Source organism: Deinococcus aerolatus (assembly GCF_014647055.1).
In the GTDB taxonomy this organism is placed as follows: Bacteria; Deinococcota; Deinococci; order Deinococcales; family Deinococcaceae; genus Deinococcus; species Deinococcus aerolatus.
In genome coordinates this window covers 23,096-46,769 of record NZ_BMOL01000003.1, presented here as the reverse complement: position 1 = coordinate 46,769, position 23,674 = coordinate 23,096, and the positions used below count along the sequence as shown (strand labels likewise).

General features: G+C 66.4%; 20 protein-coding genes and 1 tRNA gene. 14 read left to right on the top strand and 7 right to left on the bottom strand.

Going from position 1 to position 23,674, the window contains the following annotated elements; genetic code table 11:
- Positions 1 to 120: 120 nt before the first annotated feature.
- From IEY31_RS04655 to IEY31_RS04645, 3 genes are all read left to right on the top strand, one after another.
- Positions 121 to 828 carry a DsbA family protein gene (locus tag IEY31_RS04655; RefSeq protein ID WP_188969499.1) on the top strand — a complete coding sequence of 236 codons (708 nt, stop codon included), beginning with the start codon at positions 121 to 123 and terminating at the stop codon, positions 826 to 828.
- Between the two features lie 83 nt (positions 829 to 911).
- Complete coding sequence (locus tag IEY31_RS04650) at positions 912 to 1,349, top strand: disulfide bond formation protein B (RefSeq protein WP_188969841.1); 438 nt, start codon at positions 912 to 914, stop codon at positions 1,347 to 1,349.
- 68 nt (positions 1,350 to 1,417) lie between these two features.
- Positions 1,418 to 2,221, top strand: coding sequence for a GNAT family N-acetyltransferase (locus IEY31_RS04645; protein ID WP_188969497.1), 804 nt, complete (start codon positions 1,418 to 1,420; stop codon positions 2,219 to 2,221).
- 68 nt (positions 2,222 to 2,289) lie between these two features.
- On the opposite strand, the gene IEY31_RS04640 is transcribed toward IEY31_RS04645, so the two are convergent.
- Positions 2,290 to 4,125 (bottom strand): HRDC domain-containing protein, encoded by a 1,836-nt coding sequence (locus IEY31_RS04640; RefSeq protein WP_188969495.1) that lies wholly within the window; start codon positions 4,123 to 4,125, stop codon positions 2,290 to 2,292.
- 87 nt (positions 4,126 to 4,212) lie between these two features.
- Between IEY31_RS04640 and IEY31_RS04635 the strand changes: the two genes are divergently transcribed.
- Both IEY31_RS04635 and IEY31_RS04630 read left to right on the top strand, forming a co-directional pair.
- Positions 4,213 to 5,172: a hypothetical protein gene (locus tag IEY31_RS04635; protein ID WP_188969493.1), complete on the top strand. Its 960-nt coding sequence runs from the start codon at positions 4,213 to 4,215 to the stop codon at positions 5,170 to 5,172.
- Positions 5,173 to 5,283: 111 nt separating this feature from the next.
- Positions 5,284 to 6,495: a vWA domain-containing protein gene (locus IEY31_RS04630; protein WP_188969491.1), complete on the top strand. Its 1,212-nt coding sequence runs from the start codon at positions 5,284 to 5,286 to the stop codon at positions 6,493 to 6,495.
- A gap of 97 nt (positions 6,496 to 6,592) precedes the next feature.
- On the opposite strand, the gene guaA is transcribed toward IEY31_RS04630, so the two are convergent.
- Complete coding sequence (gene guaA / locus IEY31_RS04625) at positions 6,593 to 8,137, bottom strand: glutamine-hydrolyzing GMP synthase (RefSeq protein ID WP_188969489.1); 1,545 nt, start codon at positions 8,135 to 8,137, stop codon at positions 6,593 to 6,595.
- 161 nt (positions 8,138 to 8,298) lie between these two features.
- On the opposite strand from guaA, the gene IEY31_RS04620 reads away from it, so the two are divergent.
- Both IEY31_RS04620 and IEY31_RS04615 read left to right on the top strand, forming a co-directional pair.
- Entirely contained in the window at positions 8,299 to 9,546 is a 1,248-nt protein-coding gene (locus tag IEY31_RS04620) for a 3-isopropylmalate dehydratase large subunit (RefSeq protein ID WP_229723322.1), read from the top strand.
- Positions 9,543 to 10,175 carry a hypothetical protein gene (locus IEY31_RS04615; protein WP_188969487.1) on the top strand — a complete coding sequence of 211 codons (633 nt, stop codon included), beginning with the start codon at positions 9,543 to 9,545 and terminating at the stop codon, positions 10,173 to 10,175. Before IEY31_RS04620 ends, IEY31_RS04615 begins: the two co-directional genes overlap by 4 nt.
- 171 nt (positions 10,176 to 10,346) lie before the next feature.
- Here the strand turns inward: IEY31_RS04615 and IEY31_RS04610 are convergent, their stop codons facing one another.
- Positions 10,347 to 10,751 carry a YchJ family protein gene (locus tag IEY31_RS04610; protein ID WP_188969485.1) on the bottom strand — a complete coding sequence of 135 codons (405 nt, stop codon included), beginning with the start codon at positions 10,749 to 10,751 and terminating at the stop codon, positions 10,347 to 10,349.
- 200 nt (positions 10,752 to 10,951) lie between these two features.
- On the opposite strand from IEY31_RS04610, the gene IEY31_RS04605 reads away from it, so the two are divergent.
- The 4 genes from IEY31_RS04605 to IEY31_RS04590 all read left to right on the top strand — a co-directional run bounded on the left by IEY31_RS04605 (position 10,952) and on the right by IEY31_RS04590 (position 15,698).
- The gene (locus tag IEY31_RS04605) at positions 10,952 to 11,794 is read left to right on the top strand and encodes a TrmH family RNA methyltransferase (RefSeq protein WP_188969483.1); all 843 of its coding nucleotides are present in this window, start codon (positions 10,952 to 10,954) and stop codon (positions 11,792 to 11,794) included.
- The gene (locus tag IEY31_RS04600; protein WP_188969481.1) at positions 11,791 to 12,975 is read left to right on the top strand and encodes a hypothetical protein; all 1,185 of its coding nucleotides are present in this window, start codon (positions 11,791 to 11,793) and stop codon (positions 12,973 to 12,975) included. The genes IEY31_RS04605 and IEY31_RS04600 overlap by 4 nt, the downstream gene beginning before the upstream one ends.
- 342 nt (positions 12,976 to 13,317) lie before the next feature.
- On the top strand, positions 13,318 to 14,175 hold the full coding sequence (locus IEY31_RS04595; RefSeq protein ID WP_188969479.1) for an MBL fold metallo-hydrolase: 858 nt from the start codon (positions 13,318 to 13,320) through the stop codon (positions 14,173 to 14,175).
- Between the two features lie 185 nt (positions 14,176 to 14,360).
- Positions 14,361 to 15,698: an MATE family efflux transporter gene (locus IEY31_RS04590; RefSeq protein WP_229723321.1), complete on the top strand. Its 1,338-nt coding sequence runs from the start codon at positions 14,361 to 14,363 to the stop codon at positions 15,696 to 15,698.
- A gap of 165 nt (positions 15,699 to 15,863) precedes the next feature.
- Here IEY31_RS04590 and wrbA read toward each other — a convergent pair whose 3' ends face one another.
- Positions 15,864 to 16,484 (bottom strand): NAD(P)H:quinone oxidoreductase, encoded by a 621-nt coding sequence (wrbA, locus tag IEY31_RS04585; RefSeq protein ID WP_229723320.1) that lies wholly within the window; start codon positions 16,482 to 16,484, stop codon positions 15,864 to 15,866.
- Positions 16,485 to 16,789: 305 nt separating this feature from the next.
- Here wrbA and IEY31_RS04580 point away from each other — a divergent pair, with 305 nt between their 5' ends.
- Entirely contained in the window at positions 16,790 to 17,245 is a 456-nt protein-coding gene (locus IEY31_RS04580) for a MarR family winged helix-turn-helix transcriptional regulator (protein ID WP_188969475.1), read from the top strand.
- The gene (locus tag IEY31_RS04575; protein ID WP_229723319.1) at positions 17,242 to 19,182 is read left to right on the top strand and encodes an MDR family MFS transporter; all 1,941 of its coding nucleotides are present in this window, start codon (positions 17,242 to 17,244) and stop codon (positions 19,180 to 19,182) included. The genes IEY31_RS04580 and IEY31_RS04575 overlap by 4 nt, the downstream gene beginning before the upstream one ends.
- Before the next feature lie 404 nt (positions 19,183 to 19,586).
- Here the strand turns inward: IEY31_RS04575 and glpX are convergent, their stop codons facing one another.
- From glpX to ffh, 3 genes are all read right to left on the bottom strand, one after another.
- Positions 19,587 to 20,681, bottom strand: a complete 1,095-nt coding sequence (gene glpX / locus IEY31_RS04570; RefSeq protein ID WP_229723318.1) for a class II fructose-bisphosphatase — start codon at positions 20,679 to 20,681, stop codon at positions 19,587 to 19,589.
- A gap of 729 nt (positions 20,682 to 21,410) precedes the next feature.
- Positions 21,411 to 21,486 (bottom strand) — tRNA-Lys (locus tag IEY31_RS04565).
- An 80-nt stretch (positions 21,487 to 21,566) separates the two neighbouring features.
- Positions 21,567 to 22,904: a signal recognition particle protein gene (gene ffh / locus IEY31_RS04560; RefSeq protein WP_188969473.1), complete on the bottom strand. Its 1,338-nt coding sequence runs from the start codon at positions 22,902 to 22,904 to the stop codon at positions 21,567 to 21,569.
- Between the two features lie 73 nt (positions 22,905 to 22,977).
- On the opposite strand from ffh, the gene IEY31_RS04555 reads away from it, so the two are divergent.
- The gene (locus tag IEY31_RS04555) at positions 22,978 to 23,265 is read left to right on the top strand and encodes a nucleoside triphosphate pyrophosphohydrolase (RefSeq protein WP_188969471.1); all 288 of its coding nucleotides are present in this window, start codon (positions 22,978 to 22,980) and stop codon (positions 23,263 to 23,265) included.
- Positions 23,266 to 23,674 lie beyond the last annotated feature (409 nt).

The window sequence follows — 23,674 nt, the reverse complement described above, 5'->3', positions numbered from 1 at the left end:
ACCGGCGCCCTCCCGGTTTGTTGATGAAACGGACAGGATCTGTAGTAAGGCCTGCCGCCGTTCGCCTCCGGACATGCGCCCGGCTCTGCCTCATGTCTGGGCGCTAAACTCTGGAGTGATATGACCAGACTTCAGGGCAACAACCCCAACCGGACCCTCCTGGTGATCGGCACGCTGATCGCCGCCGTGCTGATCGCGCTGGCCCTCTTCGCCGTGCGTGACAAGCCTGCCGCCGGAGCGGGCCTCAGCGCCGACTTCAAGCTGGACGGCGTGCCCTACGCGGGGCAGGCCGATGCACCCGTTAACGTGCTGGTCGTCGAGGACTTCAAGTGCCCGGCGTGCCGGCAGTTCGAGGCCAGCGTCGAGCCGGAGCTGGCGAGCAAGTACGTGGAGACCGGCAAGATCAAGCTGTACACCCTGGTGTGGCCCTTCCTGGCCGAGGCGGCCCGTCTGCCCACCGACGACAGCAAGCTCGCGGGTCAGGCCGCGCTGTGCGTCTATGACCAGGGGGGCAACGACGCCTTCGGCTCGTTCAAGAGCATTCTCTTCCGCGCCCAGGGCGACGAATCCACGGTCTGGGCCAGCAAGACGCGCCTGAAGGAGCTGGCAACCAACGTCGAGGGGATCGACCAGGCCGCGTTCGTCACCTGCCTGGACACCGACGCCACCGCTGACCGGGTGGACGCCATGGAAAAGCAGGCGTCGGACGCGGGCGTGAATTCGACACCCACCGTGTTCGTCAACGGCAAACAGGTGGTCAATGACGCCGGCCAGGGCAGCTCGCTGGCCGCCGACGTGAGCCGCGCCATTGACGCCGCACTGCAATGAGCAGGCCGTCCGGGGTGGGTGACGCTGCGCCGGCCGCACAGGACCGCCCGCCGCAGCCCCTGCGCGGGCAGGGCGGCGGACTGCTGACCCGCGACAACCGCCTGTATCTGGCGTGGCTGGTGGCCCTGGCCGCCACGCTGGGCAGCCTGTATTTCAGCGAGGTCAGGGGATTTCGCCCCTGCGTGCTGTGCTGGTACCAGCGCATCGCCATGTACCCGCTGGCGGTCATCCTGGGCATTGCGGCGCTGAACAGTGATCTCGGGGTCCGGCGCTACGTGCTGCCGCTGGCCGCGGTGGGCTGGGTGGTGGCGCTGATTCAGAACCTGGAAGACTGGAACGTGATCCCCACCCTCAAGGCGTGCAGCGCTCTGGTGGACCCGACGGTGGTGCCGTGCAACACGCCCTGGCCGATCTGGGGCGCGGGCGCCCTGTCGGTGGTGAATCCCATTCTCACCATTCCGGTGCTGAGCATGGTTGCCTTCACGCTGATCATTGCGCTGCTGAGCTGGCGCAGACGCTGAATCTCAAAGTCAACATCTTCTGAGCCACTGGACGCGCCTTGCCCAGTGGCTCTTTTCAGAGGTCACCCTTGAATACCTTCACTGTCCAGCCCGCCACCGCCAAAACCCTGCCGGATCTCGTCGCCCTGATCGTTGACCGGGAGGACGCGGCCCGACGCCTGACCGTCATGCGCGAACGCCTGGCCGGGGGGCAGCTCAGCCTAGAGAACGCGCTGATCCTGCGTTCGGAGCGGGGCGTGGAGGGTCACGCGCTGATCACTGCCGTGCCCCAGATTCCAGTCTTTCCGCATCTTCGGTTCGACGTTCCGCAGGAGGCCGTCATGCTGCTGGCCCGCGCGCTTCTAGAGGTGGCCGGCTCCGAACAGCGGGTGCTTCTCGACGACAATCTAGCTCCTCTCCACGCTGCGCCCTTCGAGGCCGCCGGGTGGGTGCTGGACAGCCGGCACGTCATGTACGAGACCAGCCTGCGTGCCCGGACGTACCCGCTGGACCCGCAGGCGCAGGCCGTGGAGGCGGATCAGCCCGATATCCGCGTCCTGCTGCACCAGCTCGGTCAGCCGCACCTGGAACTGTCCGAAGGCTGGACGCTGATCGCCCTGCCCGCTGCGGATGGCGTCACCGCTGCGTTGGGCGCCGTCGGCCCTGGCGGACGCCCGGACACCGCCAGCATCAACATGATCGGCGTGTTGCCAGAAGCGCGCGGCCAGGGCCTGGGCACGCGCCTGCACGCGCATCTGCTGGCGCTGGCGGCGCGGCAGTTCGCCACCCATGTGGGAGGCACGGAGGCAGAGAATGCAGTGATGCGCCGCGTGTTCGACAAGCACGGCTCCCGGCTGGTCGCCACGCAGCTGTCTTTCGTGCGGGCAGACTGAGGCTGGTGGCCTGGGTGCCAAAAAAGCCCTCTCCACACGGAAGAGGGCTGGTTGGGGGGCGCTTCGGGCTAGCCGCGCACCACTTCCAGAATCTTGTCGCCGTACTTCTTCATGCGCTCCGGCCCCATGCCCTTGACGGCCTGCAGATCGGCGTCGGTGTAGGGCACGCGGCGGGCGATCTCGGCCAGGGTGGCGTTGCTGGCAATGATGAAGCGGCTGATTTCCTGACGCTTGGCCTCGGCATTGCGCCACTCGCGCAGGCGGGCGTAGACGGCGGCCTGTTCGTCGCTCAGGTTGGCAGCCGGGTCTTCCTTGGCGGCAGGCAGATCGGGGGGCAGGATCACGGGTGTGGCGTCCGGCGCGTCCTGTGGCTCCCGCCGGGGCGGGCGCTGCGGGCGCCCACTGCCGCGCCGGGAGGGCTGCTCCTGTGGCGCTTGTGTGCTCGTCTCAGGGGCGGCGCTGGCCTGTGCGGAACGGTCAGTGCCACCAGAGACGTGGTCCGGCGCGTCGTGGTCCTCGGGCGCGGGCGTGCGCTCCGGCTGGCGGCGCACGTCCGGCACCCCGGCCTCCAGCGGCGTGAAGTCCGGACCGGAGCTGACCGGTGTGGGCAGACGCACCGGCGGGTGGTTCAGATCGCTGTAGACGATTTCCGGCTCCCAGCTTTCCTCGGTCTGGGCGGGGGCGGGGTCCGGAGCCGCCTGGGACGCGCCCGAAGGCGCCTCGAAGGTGAAGCGTTCCGGGGCGCTGGCCTGCGCCTGACTGGGTTGCGGCTGACTGGGCCGGGACTGGGTTGACTGGGCCTGACTGGTCTGGGATGGATTGGGCTGGTGAGACGGATTGAATTCACCCCGGCCGGACTCGCTCTGGTTGGGTGTGCTGGGGCGCTCGCCCCGTTCGGGACGGTCTCCCTGGCGGAACTCCTGCCGCGACTCGCCCTGGCGCTCCTCGCGGCGGCCTTCCTGACGCGGTCTGAAATCGCGCCGTCCCTCACGGTCCCGGCGGTTCTCGTTGCGGCCCTGGCGTGGGTCGCCGTCCTCGCGCTCCGGCTCACGCTCACGGTTGGCCGAGGGCGGACTGGCCTGCGGCTTGTCCTCGCGCCCATCCTGTGCTGACGCGCCGTGCAGCAGGCCCAGCGCCGCCTCGGCGTCTTCCAGACCGGGGGTCAGGATCACGCCGGCCGGCACGCTGCGGGCGGCGGCCCGCACGCCTCCGGGCGGCTGGGCGGTGTCGGGGGCGGCGTCGGGGGCGAGTAACAGCGCAGTGGGGCCAGCGCCCTGAGCCGCGCCGCCCAGCCGCTCGGCCAGTGTGGACACCGTGCGCGCCGCGCGGGCCAGCCGCAGCGGCAGGGTGGCCACGTCACGCAGGGCCAGCGCCACGCTCAGCTCGCTGGGGGGATCGGTCACGGGATCCGGGGCCGCGCCCGCGCCGAACAGCACCGCCAGCGACACGTCGCCGTGGCCGGTCAGGGTGGTTCCGTCGCGGTACACGATCAGGTCCGCGCCGACACCCAGCCAGCCGCCGCCAGGGGCCAGGGTGGCGTCGGCAATGATCGGCACCCCGGCCCGGCGGGCGCGTTCGATGTCCCCGGCTTCCGGCTCCAGCAGCCACACGCCGCGTGCGCCGCGCCAGTCACCGTCCAGCGGCGCAGCGGCCAGACCGGCCACCGCCAACAGGTCACGGTTGAGTCGCAGGCGCGAATCCACTCGCACCGTGCCCTGGCCCAGCACGGCGGCCAGTTGCCGGGCCAGCGCCGCCTCGCCGGGCAGCAGCAGGCCCCACCCGGCCCCCTCTAGCGCCGCCAGGGCGCCAGAAAGGCGGGCGTGGGGATCGCCGCGTTCGGCATGCAGGCCGACCAGCCGGGCATCGGGGCGGATCTCGGCGCGGGGTAAACGTGAATCTGTCATGCGCTCTATTGTGCCGCACGCGCGGCGGGGAGGCTGCGGGAAGGCAAATACGGTCATTTGTGGCGGCGCAGCCCGTGCCCTGGGCGCATGAAAGCGCTGCTTCTGTCTGCCGTGATGCTGTTGCCCCTCGCCTCTGCCCAGAGAGCCACCCCGGCCGCCTCGGCCCCGGTGCTGAGCCTCAGCGCCCCGGTGGGGACGCAGGTGGAATATCAGACCACCACCAGCCGCACGGCGGTGTCCAACGTGCAGGTCACGGCGCTGCCCGGCTCGGACACCTCGGCGGAAGAATTGGCCGACATCAAACGCAATCTGTCGGCGGGCACGGCGGGGGCTGGGAACGTTACCGTGAAGGAAAAGCTGTTCTACCGGGTGACCGGGCAGGACGCGGGCGGCAACGTGACCCTGGTGTCCAGCGTGGTGCAGAGCGTGCCGGGCCAGCCGCCCATGACCTTCAGGATTACCCAGACGGTGGCGCGGGACGGCGCGGTGAGCGGCCTGAAGTTCGAGAGCGACAATGCGGCCCTGAACGCCGCCTTCGCGGGTCTGGACGGCCAGAAGTTGCAGGAACTCGCCAGCCAGAGCAATGCCAGCCTCGCGGGGGTGTACGGGCGGCCACTGGTGCAGGGGCAGCCACGCCCGCAGACGGCCACATTGGACGTCACCGGCCTGCTGTCAGGTCTGCTGGGCGCTTTCGCTTCGCAGGCCGATCTGCCGCAGTTGTTTGGCCAGATTCAGTCCACCCCGCTGAGGGTCACCACCATCACCACCTACGGCGGCCCGAATGCCCAGGGCCTGCATACCTTCACCCAGAGCAGCAAATACGACCGCTGGCAGGTCAAGCTGGGCGGCAGCGGCGCCCTGCCCGCCATGAATATTGAGCTGGCGGGCGGTGGGGCCAGCGGCACCCAGACCTACCGCAAGGACGGTCTTCCCGGCCCCCCGACCCAGAAAACCCAACAGACCATGAACATGACAGTGGTGATGAACGGCGTGCAGGTGGCGCTCACCATGACCATCAACCAGAGCGTAACGGCGGCGATGCGCTAAGCCGGTGGGCTGGGCCGCCGACCCGCCCAGCACTGCGCCCCGCCTTACAAACGGCGCTTACAAACGCTGCCCCGCACACGCGCCATGCTGTGTCCATACGGAGGTCACGACATGGCGCGCATCACGCGGTACAGCAAGTTTGAGGGCGAACTGGATCAACTCGATTCCAGCGAGCTGATGCAGATGATCCAGGAAGCCCTGCTGGGACAGGGCATGAACGATCCCTACGACCCCGACCCCAACGCGCGCCCCAGCATGGACGATCTGTTCGACGCCATTCTGGAAGCACTGGCCGAGCGCAACATGATTCCCGAAGAGCAGCTCATGGAAGCCATGCAGTCGGCGGACATCCACGACACCGCGCTGGGCCAGCAGATCAAGACCCTGATGGACAAGCTCCAGCAGGACGGCTTTATCCGCAAGGAATTTGAGGACCAGGAAGGCCAGGGCGGCGCGGGCCAGGGGGGCGAGGCCACCTTCCAGCTGACCGACAAGAGCATCGACTTCCTGGGCTACAAGTCGCTGCGTGACCTGATGGGCGGGCTGGGCCGCAGCAGCGCGGGCGCGCACGACACCCGCGAGTACGCCAGCGGCGTCGAGATGTCCGGCGAACTCAAGAACTACGAGTTCGGCGACACCCTGAACCTGGACACCACCGCCACCCTGGGCAACGTGCTGAGCAAGGGCATGGAGAACATGGAGGAGTCGGATCTGGTGATCCGTCAGGCCGAATACAACTCCTCGGCGGCCACGATTGTGCTGCTGGACTGCTCGCATTCCATGATCCTGTACGGCGAGGACCGCTTCACCCCCGCCAAGCAGGTGGCGCTGGCGCTGGCCCACCTGATCCGCACGCAGTACCCCAGCGACACCGTGAAGTTCGTGCTGTTCCACGACAGCGCCGAGGAAGTCCCCGTAAGCAAACTGGCGCAGGCGCAGATCGGGCCGTACCACACCAACACGGCGGGCGGACTTCGGCTGGCCCAGCAACTGCTGAAGCGAGAGAACAAGGACATGAAGCAGATCGTGATGATCACTGATGGCAAGCCCTCGGCTCTCACGTTGCCGGACGGGCGCATCTACAAGAATGCTTACGGCCTTGATCCCTACGTGCTGGGGGCCACCCTGCGAGAAGTCGCCAACTGCCGCCGCAGCGGTATTCAGGTCAACACCTTCATGCTGGCCCGCGATCCCGAACTGGTGGGCTTCGTGCGCCGCGTCTCCGAGATGACGCGCGGCAAGGCATACTTCACCACGCCGCAGAACATCGGCCAGTACGTGCTGATGGATTTCGTGACCAACAAGACCAAACTGGTGAATTAGCGGCAGGCGTGCAGCCAAAAGAGAGGGGGCCTAAGCATTGGCCCCCTCTCTTTTGGCTGTGTCTGGTCAGCACGCTCCGTCGCCGCCGCTAGGTGGATTATTCCCACTCGATGGTGGCGGGCGGCTTGCCGGTGATGTCGTACACCACGCGGTTGATCTCATGCACCTGATTGACGATGCGGTTGCTCATGGTGGCCAGGAAGTCCCAGGGCAGCCGCGCCCACTCGGCCGTCATGTAGTCGTCGGTGGTCACGGCCCGCAGCGCTGCCGTGTAGCTGTAGGTGCGCTCGTCGCCCATCACCCCCACGCTCTGAATGGGGGTCAGGATCGCCAGGGCCTGCGAACAGCCGTCGTACAGCCCGAACTCGCGCAGACCGGAGATGAAGATGTCGTCGACCCGGCGCAGGATGTCCAACTTCTCCTCACTGATCGCGCCCAGGCAGCGGATTGCCAGCCCCGGCCCCGGAAAGGGGTGGCGCATGCGGATGTGTTCCGGCAGGCCCAGCAACTTGGCGATCTCCCGCACCTCGTCCTTGAACAGCGTCCGGAACGGTTCCACCAGCTTGAAGTTCAGGTCCTCGGGCAGCCCGCCGACATTGTGGTGGCTCTTGATGTTGGCCGCGCCGGATTTGTCGGACTGCAGGCCGCCGGCCGACTCGATTACGTCCGGGTACAGCGTGCCCTGCGCCAGGAAGTCGAAGCCACCGTGTTCCTGCGCCTGAAGGGCCGCCTCGCGCTCGAAGGCCCGGATGAACTCGCGCCCGATGATCTTGCGCTTCTGCTCGGGGTCCGAGACACCCTCCAGGGCGCCCATGAACTCGGCGCGGGCGTCCACCGTGACCAGATGCACGCCCAGCGGAATCAGGGCGGCCTCCACCTGTTCGCGTTCGCCCAGGCGCAGCAGGCCATGGTCGATAAAGACGGCGGTCAGCCGGTCCCCCACCGCGCGGGCCAGCAGCAGCCCCAGCGTGGAGCTGTCCACCCCGCCGCTGATCGCCAGCAGCACGCGGCCCTCGCCCACCTGCTTTTGCACGTCAGAAATCAGCTCGTCGATGATGTGTTCGGCGGTCCAGTCACGCGCCACGCCGCAGATGTTCAGGAAATTGCCCAGAATCTGCCCACCCTTGGGGGTGTGAACCACTTCCGGGTGAAACTGCAGGCCGTAGCGCCGGGTCTCCGTGTTCTCGATGGCGGCGACGGGGGTGTCGGCCGTTTCCGCGATCACCTCGTAGCCCTGGGGCAACTGGGTCACGCTGTCGCTGTGGCTCATCCACGCCACAAACTCGCCGCTGATGCCCTCAAACAGCTGGCCGCCGTAGCGGGTCAGGTCCGCCTTGCCGTACTCGCGTTTGCCGGCCCGTTTCACGTCGCCGCCGGCCTCCTGGGCGAGGTACTGCATGCCGTAGCACACGCCCAGAATCGGCACGTTCAGGTCCATCACGCCGGGGGCCGGCTTGGGCGCCTGGGCGTCGTACACGCTGCTGGGGCCGCCCGACAGCACGATGCCCTGCGGGTTTTCCTGCTGAATGCGTTCCAGCGTGGCCGTGCCGGGCAGGATCACGCTGTAGGCCCCGAGTTCACGAAACCGCCGGGCGATCAGGCGGGTAAATTGACTGCCGAAATCCAGAATGACAACGCTCACCCGCCGATTGTGGCATGTCGGGGCCAGGGGCGGCAGGCGGCCCCACACCATCGGCTGGCCGCAGTGCCGGGAGGGGCCGGAAGCTGGCATTTGAAAGTTCTGGGGGGCTCTTTCCAGTCAACCTCACGCTGCGCCCGTCCGGCAGGCGGCACAATGGGGCCATGACGTTCGTCCTCAAGCCCCAGACCATGGCCGAGAAGATCCTGTCGCGGCGCGGCGACCGGGTCGTATACGCCGGAGACCTTGCCGTGGTGGAAGTCGATCAGGTGATGGTGGTGGACTCGATTGCCCAGAGCTTTATCGAGCGCATGCAAAAGGACCTCGCCGCCGTGCCCAGATACCCGGAACGCGTGTCTATCGTGGTGGACCATGTGGCCCCGGCCAGCACCGTCAGCGTGGCCCAGGCACAGAAGGAGGCCCGCGAGTACGCTGCCCAGACGGGAGTGGCCCTGTTCGACGTCGGGCGCGGCATCTGCCATCAGGTGCTGATGGAAGAGGGGCTGGCGAGGCCCGGCTGGATCGTGCTGGGCAGCGACAGCCACTCCACCACCTACGGCGCGGTGGCCGCCTTCGGCACCGGCATGGGCGCCACCGACATCGCCCTGGCCGCGGCCAGCGGCAAGACGTGGCTGCGTGTGCCGGAGAGCGTGAAGGTCACGTTCACGGGCGAGTTGCGCCCCGGCGTGAGCGCCAAGGACGTGGCCCTGGAGATGATCCGTACGCTGGGCGCGGACGGCGCCACCTACCAGAGCATCGAGATTCACGCCGGGGACCGGTTCACGCGCGGCGAGCGTATGACCCTGGCGAACCTGTGCGTGGAGGCAGGCGCAAAGGTGGGCCTCGTCGTGCCCGGTGGCGAAATCCTGACGATGTACGACGTGCCGGACTGGGTGTACCCCGACGACGGCGCCGTCTACGTCCAGCAGATCGAGCTTGATCTGGGCGTCCTCAACCCCCGCATGAGCGCGCCGAGCGAGGTGGACAATGTGCATGACGTTTCCGAGCTGCGCGGCCTGAAAGTCGATCAGGTCTTTATCGGCACCTGCACCAACGGGCGGCTGGAGGATTTGCACGCCGCCGCAGAGGTCCTGAAGGGCCACAAGGTCAGTCCCGGCACTCGCCTGCTGGTGATTCCCGCCAGTTCGCAGGTCATGGAGGCGGCGATGGAGGACGGCACGCTGCTGACCCTGCAACGCGCCGGGGCGGTGCTGGGCACGCCGGGCTGCGGGCCGTGCATGGGCCGCCACCAGGGCGTCCTCGCGCCAGGAGAAGTGTGCGTGTCCACCAGCAACCGCAACTTCATCGGGCGGATGGGCGATAAGGACGCGCAGATTTATCTGGCCAGTCCGGCGGTGGCCGCCGCAACGGCGGTGATGGGAAGGATTGCCCTGCCGGGAGATGTGGGGTGAGATGGCCTCCCGAGAAACTGCCCATTCTGGTCTGGGGGCTTGTCTTTCTGTGGGTGGCCTGGCTGGTCTACATGCTGATCAAGCTCAATACCATCTCTACAGTCAACCCCGACTATTTCGGGAATTTCGGTGTTCTCGGCGATAGTTTCGCAATGGTGGGCAGTCTGTTCGCCTCGCTTGCCCTGATTTTTACGGCTATTACCAACAATCAGCTCAGCAAGGACCGAAGGCTTCAATATGAAAAACAGCTCTATGACCTCTTGGTTTTAAATAAGGAGATTTCCTCTGCCCAGTACTACCTGGACAGCGGTTCACTCGGCTTCTTTCCCGACGCTCTTCTTGATGGCGAGCGCAATTACTTCATTCTAAGGGATAAAAAATACGAGCCTGAATTTCTTGACTCGTCTATTGAATCACTGATCTTTTCTATCGATCTCGCCTTAAAATATATAAAATCGAATCTGGTTCATGAAGAAGGATACATAGCGTACAAGATCAATAGTGTGGTCAAGGACCGGAATGTGCAACTGTATCTGGAGACATTGAAGCGGCGCAGAGAGGTCCTGGGGCTGGAAGGTTTTCCATTCCCATATCTCTACGAGCGAATCCAGTCTGTAGGGCGCGGATAGCGCACGCAATTTCCGTGCGGCCCAGCCCACAAATGAAGCTGCTGGTGGGCCGGGTCAGGCGCCGCATGTGGGCGGAGTACGGCGGAGAACCGAGTGGGCGCTGGGAAAATTCAGAGGGCAGGGTAAAGCCGACCTGTCATGTCTGGGCTGCATTCTCGCGCCCGAAGAAATTTACCCTTCGGGTGTGTCCAGCGTCGGCGGCGTGACGTCGTCCACGTAGACCCAGCGCCCGTCCAGTTGCGTGAACAGGCTGCGTTCGCGCAGCACGTACCGCTCGCCCCGGTCCACCTTCAGGGCAGCGCTGAATTCCACCTCCTCGCCGCACGCCTCATGCACTTTCAGCCACAGGTAGCGGGTGGCCGGATTCAGATGCAGTTCCGGCGGCCGGGTGTCCGGGTGCCACGTCGCCAGCACGTACGGGGCATTGCCCAGCGCGTAGGCCGAGTAGCGCGAGCGCATCAGGGCCTCGGGGGTGGGCGCGGGCCGCGTGCCGCCGTGCGCCGGGCCGCAGCAGTGGGCGTAGCTGTGCCCCGAGCCGCACGGGCAGGATTTGAACGGGGGATAGGCCAGCGGCATGTGGTCAACCTAACGCAGTCTGGGGGGGCGGGTGAGCTCAGATGAACCGGGTACAGCGCCGGCAGTGCGCCGCACCCCCCAGGGCCGAGGTGTTGCGGTGTCTGGCGAACGGCTGTCGGGGACGAGAACGAACAAGGGGCTGTCAAGTAAACAAGGGGCTGTCAAGGAATGGAAAGAGCGATCCGCCATAATGGTCCCGGATGACCCGCGCCGATCCCATCACCTCATTGCAAAATCCGCAGCTCAAGCGGCTGGTGCGCCTGCACGCCCGGCGTGCCCGTGAACAGGAGGGCGTCATTCTGATCGAGGGCGCGCGTGAACTGTCGCGGGCGCTGGAGGCGGGCGTGCGGCCCACGGAAATCTTCAGCTGCCCCGAACTGCACAGCCCCGAGGCCGCTGGGGTGGCCCCCGCGCTGCCGCTGACGCCCACCCTGCTGTCCGCCGCCGCTTTCGGGAAGGTCAGCGGGCGTGAGCACCCCGACGGCCTGCTGGCGGTGGCCCCCCGGCCCGTCGTTGACCTGCCCGACCTGACGGAAGACGCTGTGGTGGTAGTGCTGGACGGCCTGGAGAAACCCGGCAACGTGGGCGCGGTCCTCCGGACGGCAGATGCCTCGGGGGCGGCGGCGGTGCTGGTGCTGGGGCGCGGCGCGGACCCCTACGGCCCCAACGTGATCCGCGCCAGCCAGGGCAGCGTGTTTGCCCTGCCGGTGGCCGCCCTGGACGGGGAGGAGGCGCACGCTTATCTGGCCGCACAGAGCTGCCTGACGGTGGCCTGCACTCCCGACGCGCCGCATGTCTACTGGGACGCGCCGCTGACCGGACGGGTGGCCCTGCTGCTGGGCACCGAGCACGGGGGCCTGCCCGCGCACTGGCGGCAGGCGGGTGGCCCCGGCGGCGGCCTGAGCGTCCGCATTCCCATGCAGCCGGGCAGCGCGGCCGACAGCCTGAACGTGGCCACGGCTGCCGCACTGATGCTGTTCGAGTGCGCCCGCCAGCGCCGTGATGTGGGCGGGCGCGGCGCCTTGGCAGGAGGGGCGGCGTGAGCCACGCCTCCACGCACGATCCCTACCGGGACTGGCTGCGGACCCGGCTGGGACAGGAACTCGGGGCGGGGGGGGCCGAGACGGCCATCGAGGGTGCGGTGCTGCGCCGGGGCTGGCCCGCCCTGCGCCCGCTGGGACCGCGTGACGTGGTGGCGGTGCTGCAGGACGTGTACAGCGGGCTGCGCCAGACCATCGGGGACACCCGCGCCGACGGCTGGTTGCAGGGCACCACCCAGGATCTGGCCGAGTACGCCCAGACGGTTCCGGTGCCGGCCCAGCCCACGCCCGGCCCGCTGGCCCCCTCGCCCGCGCCGCTGCGCTGGGGCCGGCGGGCGCATGATCTGCCGCTGCTGCTGGCCCGCGCTCAGGCCGAGATGGCGGGCCGCAACCTGGCGGGCATCCGCGCCGACGCGGAACTTGGCGGCCTGGAGGCGGCGGCGGAATGGGACGTGCAGGCCGCCGCTGCCGGGGTGCGCCGCTGGGAAACCGAGGAGATGCTGAGCAGCCTGCGGGCCGATCACTCGCGCATCGAGGTAGCCGATACCGTGGCCGTCGCCGCCGCCGAGGCCGAGGTTATGCGGCTGAGTGTTCGTGAGCTTCAGGATGAAATGCGCGAGGGGCACAACGTCGCCGCCAAGCTGGCCCACAGTCGCCTGATCCTGACCCAGCTGAACGCCTTTCTGGAGGTGTTTCCCCCGCTGATTGATCTCAACGACGCGGACCTGCCGCTGGCCCCACCCACGGCACGGCTGGCCCCTGGGGATTTTCTGCTGGAAGTGCCGCTGCACCCGGCGGTGCTGCGTGCCCGGCACGCCCTGAAGCTGGCCCAGTGGCGTGCCGGAGTTGAGCCTGCGGTGGGGTCCGCCGTGGCGCTGGCCCAGCGGGCGCTGGAGGACGCTGAGACCGGGGCAAGGGCGGAGCTGGAAACCACCCTGAAGACCGCCCATGACTGTCAGGCCCGCCTGACGCCGTTGTGGCAGCGGGCCGAGGCGCTTGAAGAGCGGATCCGGGTGCTGGGCCAGATGGGCAGCGATCCCCTGAGTCAGGCCAGGGTGCGTCTGGAATGGCGGCAGCAGCGCGCGGCGGCCCGCGTGCAGGCCCACCGGCTGGAACAGGCCCTGCGCCTGCTGGAAGCCTTGGCGGACGTGCCCAGCGGCCCGGACCTGACCACCAGCGACTGAGGCCTCCCCGTCGAGTTCAGAAGACAGCGCCTGCAAGCGAGGGACGCAAAAGCCCGTGGTCATGACCGGCACCCTGGGGGAGAAGACCTTTAGCGCGGTGATCGCAAGCTCCCAGGTGACCAGTTGTCTCTACTGGACCAGTCAGGCCTGCCGATACACTGATACGGGCTCCGATTGAATCGTTTGCAAAACGATGAAAATCCGAGCGAAGCGAGAACGAGTAGAACGGGTTCCGGGAGTGGAGTTAGCAAACCGGCGCCCTCCCGGTTTGCTAACGAAACAGACGGAATCCGTATGACGCCAGGAGTTCTCTTTTGACCTAACGTTTGTTAGGCTGATCCGATGGCCTGGAACCAAACGCGGCAGATCGGGGAAATACAAGTCACCAGCCTCACAGACGCCAGCTTCGGGCTGGACGGGGGGGCCATGTTCGGCAGCGTGCCCAAGACGCTGTGGGAGCGGGTGGCCCCGGCGGACGAGCTGAACCGCATTCCGCTGCGCATCAACCCGCTGCTGATTCGCCTGGGCGACGAGAATGTCCTGATCGAGACGGGCTTCTGGGACCGGGGCGGCGAGAAATTCGAGTCGATCTACGGCCTTGACCGCGAAGAGACTGTATTTCGTGGCCTGGACCACGCGGGCCTGATCCCGGACGACATCCATCTGGTGATCAACACGCACCTTCACTTCGATCACGCCGGGCGCAACACCACCGCGCTGAACGAGCCAACCTTCCCCAATGCCCGCTACGCCGTGCAGAAGCGTGAGCTGGACGACGCCCGCCACACCCATGAGCGCAACCGCGCCAGCTACGTCCCCGACACCTACGAGCCCATCGCGGACGCTGGTATGTTCGACCTGATTGACGGCGAACACGAGCTGCGCCCCGGCGTGACCGTGCTGCCGCTGCCCGGCCACAACCTGGGCCAGCAGGGTGTGGTGTTGCGCAGCAAGGGTCAGACGCTGGTGTACGTCGCGGACCTGGTGCCCACGCTGGCGCACGCACCCACGCCCTACATCATGGGCTACGACCTGTATCCCGTGACCACGCTGGAAACCCGTAAGAAATACCTGCCGCAGTGGTTCGAGGAAGGCGCGCTCATCTGCACCCCGCACGACCCACGGACGGCCTTTGCCCGGTTGCAGGAAAATCCCAGGGGCGGCTTCGTGGCCGTGCCGGACGAGGGCCAGGACACCTGACGGCCTGACCGTCCGGCGGCGCCACCGCTGGCCTGCGCTGCCATCGTGAGACCGCGCGGCGGTTAGACAGGCCCGGTTGCGGCCAGCCAGATGGCTGATCTGCGTCCGGCCCCCAGGGTGTACTCTGGCGCGTTATGTCAGCCGTTCCCAGCCTTGCCCCGCCGTCTGAAACGATCAGGTCGCCTATGCGCGAGATTGCCTCCATCGCCGTGCCCGTCAGTCTGGAGATGGTCATTCAGCTGCTGCTGACGTTTATCAACCAGGTCATTGTGGGGGCGCTGGGGGCGGTGGCGGTGGCAGCCGTGGGCCTGACCGGCAGTCTGAGCTTCCTGTTCTTCGTGACGCTGGGAGCGCTGGGTTCCGGGACCAGCATTCTGATTGCGCGGCGCGCCGGGGCCAGTGACCGCGCGGGGGTCAACCAGACGCTGAGCGTCACGCTGGTGGTCAGTGTGCTGCTGGCAGGCGTGCTGACGGTGCCGATTATCCTCAACGCGGGCGGGCTGCTGCGGCTGGCGGGCGGCGCGGAAGACGTGACCCGGACCGCCGTGCCGTACATGCAGGTCAGCATGCTGGCGCTGCTGCCGGGGGTGCTAGGCTGGATCTTCAGCGGAGCGCTGCGTTCGCTGGGCCACGCCCGCACGCCGCTGGTGGTCACGAGCTTCACGGTGATTGTGGAAAGCCTGGCTGCCTACGGGCTGGTGTTCGGCGTCGGGCCGCTGCCGCAGATGGGAGTGGTGGGGGCCGCCTGGGCGCTGGTGGTCGCCAACGCGCTCAAGGCCGGCCTGCTGGCCTATCAGGTGTACGGGCCGCGCCATCTGGCCGCCCTGCAGTTTCCCACGCGCGCCGCCTTGCGCGCCATCACCGGGCCATTGATCGCCCTGAGCGCGCCGCTGGCCTTTACCGAGTTCGTGTGGAGCCTGGGCAACTTCATGTACGCCGCCGTTTTCGCCCGCGTGGGCACGGTGGCGCTGGCGGCCAGCCAGATCGTCCACACCCTGGAAGGCATCTTCATTGTCGGCTCTTTTGGCCTGATGAGCGCGGCCACCGTGTTCATCGGACGGTCGCTGGGACAGGGTGACGCGGCGGGGGCGCAGCTGTGGCTGACCCGCATCGCCCGCGCCGGACTGGTGACCGGCCTGGGCTTCGGGGTGCTGTTCGCCCTGAGCTCGCTGCTGGTGCCCACCCTGTTTCCGAAAGTGGGAGGGGCCGTTCAGCAGATTGCCCTGATCGGCATTCTGATCAACGCCAGCACGCAGGTTTTCAAGGTTCGCAACATGATCGTCGGCGGCGGCATTCTGCCCAGTGCGGGCGACGGCAAGGGCATCATCCTCGGCGACGTGGTGGGGGCCTTCGTGGTGGGGTTGCCGCTGGCGATCTGGCTGGGGCTGTACACGCCGCTGGGTGTCTGGGGCGTCTTTCTGGCGCGTAGCCTGGAGGAAATCGTCAAGGTGGGCATCTTTGAGTGGCGGCGGCGCCGCGTGAACTGGGAGCGGCTGGCGCTGCAACAGGCGCGGGCGGCCTGATTCAGCGCGTGCGCTGAGGCGGTGGTCCTGAACATCAACCGCCCGGAGCGTGGCCGCAGGTCCGTCCTGAACCATGGCCGTTGTCGGCGCGAGAGGTGCGCTGGAATGACATGGAAAAAGGGAAGGCAGGCCGGACAGGCTGCCTCCCCATACATACGTTTGCGCTCAGCGCAGCCTGGCGGTGATGTCTACCAGCCGCCGGGTCTGGTGCTGGATGCTGGCCCGATCCGCGTCGCTCAGGTCCTCGCCCGTGGCGGTCACGCTGCTGCCGTAGGGGTTGCCGCCGGAGGCGAAGACCGCCGGATCGGTGTAGCCGGGCGGCACCAGAATGGCGCCCCAGTGCATGGCCGTGATGTACAGAGTCTGCAGCGTGGTTTCCTGGCCGCCGTGGGGATTCTGGGCGCTGGTCATGGCGCTGAAGGTCTTGTTGGCCAGCTTGCCAGTGCCCCACAGCCCGCCCAGGGTATCGATAAAGGCCCGGATCTGGCTGGTGGCGCCGCCGAAGCGGGTGGGGGAGCTGAACAGAATGGCGTCGGCCCAGTCGAGGTCATCGGGAGATGCGGTGGGTACGTCGCTGCTGCGCTGCTGCTGGGCCTTCCAGGCGTTCTGGGTGTCGATGATGGCCTGGGGGGCAGTTTCCCGCACCTTGAGGAGTCGGACCTCGGCGCCGGCGGCGCGGGCGGCCTCGGCGGCCTCATTGGCCATGGCATGGTTGGTGCCGTAGGTGCTGTAGTACACAACTGCGAGCTTGACTACTTTAGATTCCATTCCGGTCTGGTTGGTCATGTGGAAACCTTATCTCATCTGTTAATATAGTTCAATATTAAGCTAAATGGGAATGTCTGGACAGGCCAATTGCTTCACGCTGCGAGATCTACAGTTCCCCACCTCAAGCCCTGGAATTTCACTCTCTAAGCCAGATGACCTACCTCACTTTCCCGAATAGTGTAGTCAAGCTAACGTTTTGGATCTGAAAATAGTTTCACTCTCTTAAGCATGATGGTGACTCTGTGAGCAATCTTGATCCTCCCCAGAACTGCTGTGCTGCCACGGCCAAGCTCAACGAGCCCGTGGAGCGCCTGACCTCCTGCATGCGCCAGCTGCACCGGCTGGTCTCGGACCAGATAATGGGGAGGCTGCAAAGCGAAATGCAGGACGAGGACGTGGGCTTCACGCAGATGACGGCCCTGTACAAGCTGCGGGCCTTTGCGCCCATCAGTGTGACGGCGCTGGCCGAACACCTGGGGGTCAGCCTGCCGGCCACCAGTCAGCTGGTTCAGGAACTGGTGGGGCGCGGCCTGACAGAGCGGCGCGAGAACCCCCTGGACCGCCGTGAGAAGCTGCTGGCCCTCAGCGACAAGGGGCAGCAGTTCCTGAGCGTCAAGGAAAAAACCATGATCAGCGCGTACAGCGAGGTATTCGGCCGTGTTCGCCCTGAAACCCTCGCCCGCGCTGAAACAGCCATCAATGCTCTGCTGGATGAGGTGTACCAGTTCAGTCCACGCTCCGCCCAGCAGCCCCCCGCGCCCCCAGAGGAACAACTATGACCCAGAGTGCCCCGCCCATGGGCGGCCCCAACCCCGAGGACCGCATCAATTACGCCGAGGTGCTGCCGCAGCAGACCAAGGTCATCATCCTGATCGGCACCTTGCTGGGCCTGTTCCTGGCCGCCCTGGATCAGACCATCGTGGCCACCTCATTGCCGCGCATCGTGGCCGATCTGAACGGCCTGAACCTGTACGCCTGGGTGACCACCGCGTACCTGCTGGCCAGCACGGCGATGGTGCCCATCTACGGCAAGCTCTCGGACATCTACGGGCGTAAGCCCATTCTGATGTTCGGCATCGTGGTCTTTCTGATCGGCTCGGCGCTGTGCGGCATGGCGGGGGAGCCGTGGTTCGGCAACCTGTTCGGCGGCGGCATGATGCAGCTGATCGTGTTCCGGGGCCTGCAGGGCTTCGGCGCGGCGGCGCTGACCTCGGTGGCCTTCGCCATTATCGCCGACATTTTCGCTCCCGCCGAGCGTGGCCGCTACCAGGGCCTGTTCGGGGCCGTTTTCGGCTTGAGCAGCGTGATTGGCCCGCTGCTGGGCGGCTTCCTGACCGACAACATCTCCTGGCGCTGGGTCTTTTACGTCAACCTGCCCATCGGTTTGATCGCCCTGGCGTTCATCTTCAGCAAGATGCCGATTCTCGCCAGCGGCCTGAAGCCCAGGATCGACTACGTGGGCGCGGTGCTGGTGCTGACCTTCTCGGTGCCGCTGCTGCTGGCGCTGACCTTTGGCGCCGAGCCCCAGTACGGCTGGACGGACCCCACGGTGCTGGCCCTGTTCGCGGGCGCGGCGGTCTCGCTGATCGCCTTCCTGTTCGTCGAGTCGCGCCACGAGAGCCCGATTCTGCCGCTCACGCTGTTCAAGAACCCCACCTTCGCGTGGGGCGTCGCTGCCCGCTTCTTCCTGGGCGCGGCCTTCCTGGGGGCCATTCTGTTCCTGAGCCTGTATCTGGTGAACGTGCAGGGGGTCAGCGCCACCAAGGCCGGAACCGCCACCATTCCCCTGACCATGGGCCTGATCATCGGCTCGGTGGCCAGCGGGCAACTCGCCTCGCGCCTGGGCTACTACAAGAACCTGATCCTGATCGGCCTGCTGATGATGGTGGGCGGCTTTTACCTGCTGTCCACCCTGAATGCCGACACGCCCTACAACGTGGTCATCGTGTACATGGTCATTCTGGGCCTGGGCATCGGACCGGCCCTGCCGCTGTTTACCCTGGCGATCCAGAACGCCGTGCACCGCTGGGAAATCGGCGTGGCAACCAGCGCCGGCCAGTTCTTCCAGCAGATGGGCAGCACCATTGGCACCGCCGTGTTCGGCGCCGTTCTGACCAGCACGCTGGCCACCCAGGTTCCGGCGCAGTTCCGCGCCGCCGAGGCTGGACAGCCGCCCGCCGTCGTGGCGCAGCTGGAGGCCGCTGCGAAGCAGGCCGCCGACGCCGGCGGCTCACAGGGCGGCGACGCCCCCACCTTCGACAGCATCCAGGCCAGAATCACGTCTGGCTTTGCCACCACCTTTGGCAGCGTGGAAACGGCGGTGCAGGGCGGCGACCTGAGTGCCCTGACCCAGGACCCCGGTCTGCCCCCGGAACTGCGCAGCGGCCTGGGCAACATTCCCGCCGCCGCGCTGCAGTCCGAGCAGGGCAGGGCAGGGGTGCTGGCCCAGATCAGGGCGCAACTGGACCGTGCCCAGACGGCGGCCATCACCGACGCCCGCAAGGTGTTCGAGTTGTCAGGCCGGGCCTTCAAGGTGGCCTTTTCCAACACCATCAGCCGCATCTACCTGATCAGCATCTTCATTGCGCTGCTGGCCTTCCTGTGTACCCTGCCGATGCCCAACCTGCGCCTGCCCAAGAAGGGCGAGGGCCAGGGCGGTCCCAGCGGGGAAAAGGACGGCGAGTCGCGCGGCGGGCTGGCCTCGCTGGAAGGCTGAGCGCACACCGATCACACCGGTGGGAAGAGAGGAGGCGGGCTATGGCGGCCCCGCCTCCTCTTCCTGTTTGCCCCTACGCTAACCCTTGAACCTGTCTGTGCCGTGCCCGCCACAAGGAGCCCCCATGACCGATGCCCCGGCTGATATCGGCGTGATTGGCCTGGCGGTGATGGTCGAGAACCTGTACACGGCCTCCCGGGGCCTTACTGTGGCGGCTTTTTAACCGCAGTCCCAGCCGGGTGGATGATTTCGTGACCGGACGCGCGGAAGGGCGGAGGCGCAGAAGGGCTGAGCATTCTGGGCGCCGATGACCCGCCCACCTTACGGTCAGGGAGGCGTTCAGCGAGGCGCGGGCGTCGCTGGTTCCACTTGCGCCGGGCGAGCCCAGACTGGCCTTGCGGGACTCAGACCCGGATGGTCACGCGGGCCGAGTCGTCTTCCAGATGGATGCTGTCGATGAAGCGGACCACGCGGGTGGCGTAGCCCATCACCAGCGTATGTGTCCTGGCCCCGCCTGCAAAGCGCCGCACGCCGTCCAGAATCTCGCCGTAGGTGATGCCGGTGGCCGAGAACACGATCTGCGAGCCGGGGGCCAGATCCGCCGTCTTGTACACGCGCTTCTCGTCCACACCCATGGTCTTGAAACGCTCACGCATGGCGTCGTCCTCAGCGATGAAGCGGCCCTGGATTTCCGCGCCCAGGCATTTGCAGGCCGCTGCACTCAGCACCCCTTCCGGCGCGCCGCCCGAACCCATCAGTGCGTGGACGCCGCTACCGCGCACGCCGACCGCGATACCCGCGATCACGTCGCCGTCGCCGATCAGCTTGACGCGGGCGCCGGTGGCGCGCACCCGCCGGATCAGGTCCGCGTGCCGTTCGCGGTCCAGAATGGTGATCATCAGGTCGTCCACGTCGCGCGCCAGACTCTGGGCCAGCACATTCAGGTTGGCCTCCACCGGCCATTCCAGATTCACGCGGCCTGCGGCGGGCGGCGGCACGATCAGCTTTTCCATGTAGCAGTCCGGCGCGTGCATCAGCCCGCCGCGCTCCGAGAGGGCAATCACCGCCAGGCCGTTGGGCAGCCCCTTGGCCGTGACCTCGGTGCCCTCCACCGGGTCCACGGCGATGTCCACCTCGTACTGGCCGTTGCCCACCTGTTCGCCGATGTACAGCATGGGGGCCTCGTCCATCTCGCCCTCACCAATCACCACGGTGCCCCGGATGTCCAGGGAGTTGAGCAGTTCGCGCATGGCCTCGGTGCCGGCACCGTCCACCGCATTCTTGTCGCCCAGGCCCATGAATCTGCTGGCGGCGAGAGCTGCGCCCTCGGTCACGCGGGCCGTTTCCAGCACCAGCGCGTGCTCGAAACTCTGGATGGTCTTGTTGCGGGCCAGGCGCGGCGCACCGGCCTCATTCGGGGCAGCCGCCGACTCTCCGGACGGACTGTTGGGGGCGGGGGTGGAACTGGCCTTTGCGCTGGGTTGCCGTTTGGAGGTCATACCAGAGACGCTAACACGCGCACCCCGGTTTCAGGCGTCTGGGAGCGTTTCCAGGGTGGAAGTTCCAGTGGTGAGTGCCTGGAGTCGCGGAGGTTCAGGCTCAGACGGAGGCACCGGTCTTCGGCTGATTGTGGAAGTGAGACCTCTGATCCCGAAACGTGGACCTTCCCGGTTCGGCGCCCGGCCTGAGACGCTCCACCTATCTCAGCACGCCAGTCCACACCAGCAGACCCCACAGGATCACCGGAATGGCCAGCGAGGCAACGATCAGTTTAAGCAGTCGCCACCAGTCGTTCAGAAACTCGCGCATGGGCAAAGGGTAGCAGGCGGTGGGGCAGGATGTCTGCGTTCTACGGGCCATTTTCCCGCGGCCAGCGGCACGAGGTTGCCAGTCTGAACCGTGGCATCATGTCTTGCCAACTCATACGGGCTCCGATTGAATCGTTTGTAAAACGATGGAAATCCGAGCGAAGCGAGAACGAGTAGAACGCGTTCCGGGAGTGGAGTTGGCAAACCGGCGCCCTCCCGGTTTGTCAACGAAACAGACGGAATACGTATCAGAAGGCGGCGTGGAGACTGGACCCGTACGTCACTGCGAAAACTGGGAACAACTCCCCGGCTGGATGCCGTTGAAATCTGGACGTGCCCCGGTGGTGACCAGACCACAGCACTCGGACCGAGACTGCGGGTGCATCAAAGAAAATTCCCCGCGCCAGACGGGGAATCTTATGGTGGGTCGTGTAGGACTTGAACCTACAACCCGCTGATTAAAAGTCAGCTGCTCTACCGATTGAGCTAACGACCCGCGAGCGGTCCCAGGTGGGAGCGTTTTGCAGCGGGTGTGAGTATACGGAGGGCGGCGTGACGTGTCAATCTCGGCGCGGGCTAACGGCGGATGTTGGGGGGCAGGTTGGGCATGCGTGGCGGCTTGCCGCCCGGTCCCTTGCCGCCCATGCGCCCCAGCATCTTCATCATGTCCTTCATCTGCTCGTGCATCTTCAGCAGCTTGTTGATGTCCTGCACGCTGTGGCCGCTGCCGGCCGCGATGCGCTTGCGCCGCCGCCCGTCAATGACCTTGGGATTGCGCCGCTCCTTGAGGGTCATGCTGGAGATCATGGCGTCGATGCGCTGGATCTGCTTTTCGTCCACGTTGAAGCCCTCGGGCAGGGCGCGGCTCATGCCGGGAATCAGCTTCAGGAGGTCGCCCAGCGGCCCCATCTTGCGAATCTGGCGCAACTGGGTCAGCAGGTCTTCCAGATCGAAGTCGCCGGGCTTCTTGACCTCCATGGCCTTGAGGTCTGCCATCTCGGCGCGTTCGATCAATCCCAGCACGTCGCCCATGCCCAGGATGCGCCCGGCCACGCGGTCCGGGTGGAAGGCGTCCAGACCGCTGATCTTTTCGCTGGTCCCGGCGAAGTAGATCGGCTTGCCCGTCACGCTGCGCGCCGAGAGGGCCGCGCCGCCGCGCGCGTCGCCGTCCATCTTGGTGATGATCAGGCCGCTCACCTGCACGCGGGTGTCGAAGGTCTGCGCCACGTTCAGCGCCTCCTGCCCGGTCATGGCGTCCACCACCAGCAGGGTCTCGGTGGGCTGCATGGCGGTCTGGAGGTCCGCCAGCTGTTCCATCAGCGTCTCATCGATCTGGAGGCGGCCTGCCGTGTCCACGATCACCAAGTCGCGGAAATCGGTTTTCAGGTGTTCGTCCACGCGGCGGCGGGTCTCGGCAGGAGTCTCACCGTCGGCCACCTTCAGCACCGGCACGCCCACCTGCTTGGCCAGCACTTCCAGCTGGTCCCGCGCCGCCGGGCGCTGGGTGTCGGCGGCCACCAGCAGCACGCGGCGGCCCTTGCTCTTGTAGTGCGCGGCCAGCTTGCCGGTGCTGGTGGTCTTGCCTGCCCCCTGCAGGCCCACCATGAACCACACGTTGCCCTCGGTCTTCAGCTCGGGCTGAATGGACTTGCCGCCCAGCGTCTCGATCAGCTCGTCGTGGACCAGCTTGACCACCGTCTGCCCGGAGTTGAGGCTGCCCGAGACCTCCTGGCCCACGGCCTTCTCGGAGACTTTTGCCACGAATTCTTTTGCCACACCGAAATTCACGTCGGCTTCCAGCAGAGCCATCCGGATCTCGCGCATGGCGGCCTTGACCTGGGCTTCGGTAAGCTGGCGCTCCTTGCCCACCCGGTCCAGAATGTCCTGCAACTTGTTGCCCAGCGACTCAAACATACGGGCAAATTACCACGCGGGGGCAGGCCTTTCTGTTAGTGGAGCCCGAGGTCGGAAGCCCTATGCTGCGGACATGGGCAAACTGGTGCGCGACCGGATTCCGGATCTCTTCGGCGGCGCCTGGCGTGTGTTGAACGCGGACGAATTTCGCGCCGCCCTCCGAGCCAAACTGGGCGAGGAGGTGGCCGAATACCTGGCCTCGGGCGAAGTACTGGAACTGGCCGATGTGCTGGAAGTCGTGTATGCGCTGGCAAAGATAGACGGTGTGGGGAACGGAGAACTGGAAGACCTGCGGCGGCAGAAGGCCGGGGAGCGCGGCAGCTTTGAGGCCCGGCTGTGGTGGGAGCCGTCGCCAGAGTGACGCCACCTCTGGCAAAAACAGCGCCGCCTTTACCTCAAAGACTCAGCCAGCTTTCGCATCTGTTCCAACAGGGACGCCCGCCTGCGTCCCAGCCGTTTTCCGTTCAGCATGGAAACCCGGTGGTGTAGGCCGCCCGCTGAAGGGTCATGGCACCGTCTTCTGTCCAGGCAGTTTCAAATTCCCTGCCGGGTATAGCTGCGCGAACGGGGCTAGCGAGAATCGCCCGCCCTCCATTTGCCCGATTTCAAGCAGCTCTTGCAAAGCCTGTATGCAGGTATTCCCGCGACATTTCGCCATTGCCAGGTTAACGGTGGAGGATGCCCAGCTTGATCCAAGCCGACTGCGGCACACTGCCTGATTTGTGTCTCAAATTCTTGAACTGTACGAAAGTTATGCGGGTTGACCAATG

What these genes read in the sequence shown, in the direction of transcription:
- IEY31_RS04640 (WP_188969495.1), bottom strand. Translation starts at nt 4,125, where the DNA reads ATGACAGATTCACGTTTACCCCGCGCCGAGATCCGCCCCGATGCCCGG.
- IEY31_RS04655 (WP_188969499.1), top strand. Translation starts at nt 121, where the DNA reads ATGACCAGACTTCAGGGCAACAACCCCAACCGGACCCTCCTGGTGATC.
- IEY31_RS04555 (WP_188969471.1), top strand. Translation starts at nt 22,978, where the DNA reads ATGGGCAAACTGGTGCGCGACCGGATTCCGGATCTCTTCGGCGGCGCC.
- wrbA (WP_229723320.1), bottom strand. Translation starts at nt 16,484, where the DNA reads ATGACCAACCAGACCGGAATGGAATCTAAAGTAGTCAAGCTCGCAGTT.
- IEY31_RS04595 (WP_188969479.1), top strand. Translation starts at nt 13,318, where the DNA reads ATGGCCTGGAACCAAACGCGGCAGATCGGGGAAATACAAGTCACCAGC.
- ffh (WP_188969473.1), bottom strand. Translation starts at nt 22,904, where the DNA reads ATGTTTGAGTCGCTGGGCAACAAGTTGCAGGACATTCTGGACCGGGTG.
- IEY31_RS04635 (WP_188969493.1), top strand. Translation starts at nt 4,213, where the DNA reads ATGAAAGCGCTGCTTCTGTCTGCCGTGATGCTGTTGCCCCTCGCCTCT.
- IEY31_RS04630 (WP_188969491.1), top strand. Translation starts at nt 5,284, where the DNA reads ATGGCGCGCATCACGCGGTACAGCAAGTTTGAGGGCGAACTGGATCAA.
- IEY31_RS04580 (WP_188969475.1), top strand. Translation starts at nt 16,790, where the DNA reads ATGCGCCAGCTGCACCGGCTGGTCTCGGACCAGATAATGGGGAGGCTG.
- IEY31_RS04590 (WP_229723321.1), top strand. Translation starts at nt 14,361, where the DNA reads ATGCGCGAGATTGCCTCCATCGCCGTGCCCGTCAGTCTGGAGATGGTC.
- IEY31_RS04620 (WP_229723322.1), top strand. Translation starts at nt 8,299, where the DNA reads ATGACGTTCGTCCTCAAGCCCCAGACCATGGCCGAGAAGATCCTGTCG.
- IEY31_RS04575 (WP_229723319.1), top strand. Translation starts at nt 17,242, where the DNA reads ATGACCCAGAGTGCCCCGCCCATGGGCGGCCCCAACCCCGAGGACCGC.
- IEY31_RS04610 (WP_188969485.1), bottom strand. Translation starts at nt 10,751, where the DNA reads ATGCCGCTGGCCTATCCCCCGTTCAAATCCTGCCCGTGCGGCTCGGGG.
- glpX (WP_229723318.1), bottom strand. Translation starts at nt 20,681, where the DNA reads ATGACCTCCAAACGGCAACCCAGCGCAAAGGCCAGTTCCACCCCCGCC.
- IEY31_RS04605 (WP_188969483.1), top strand. Translation starts at nt 10,952, where the DNA reads ATGACCCGCGCCGATCCCATCACCTCATTGCAAAATCCGCAGCTCAAG.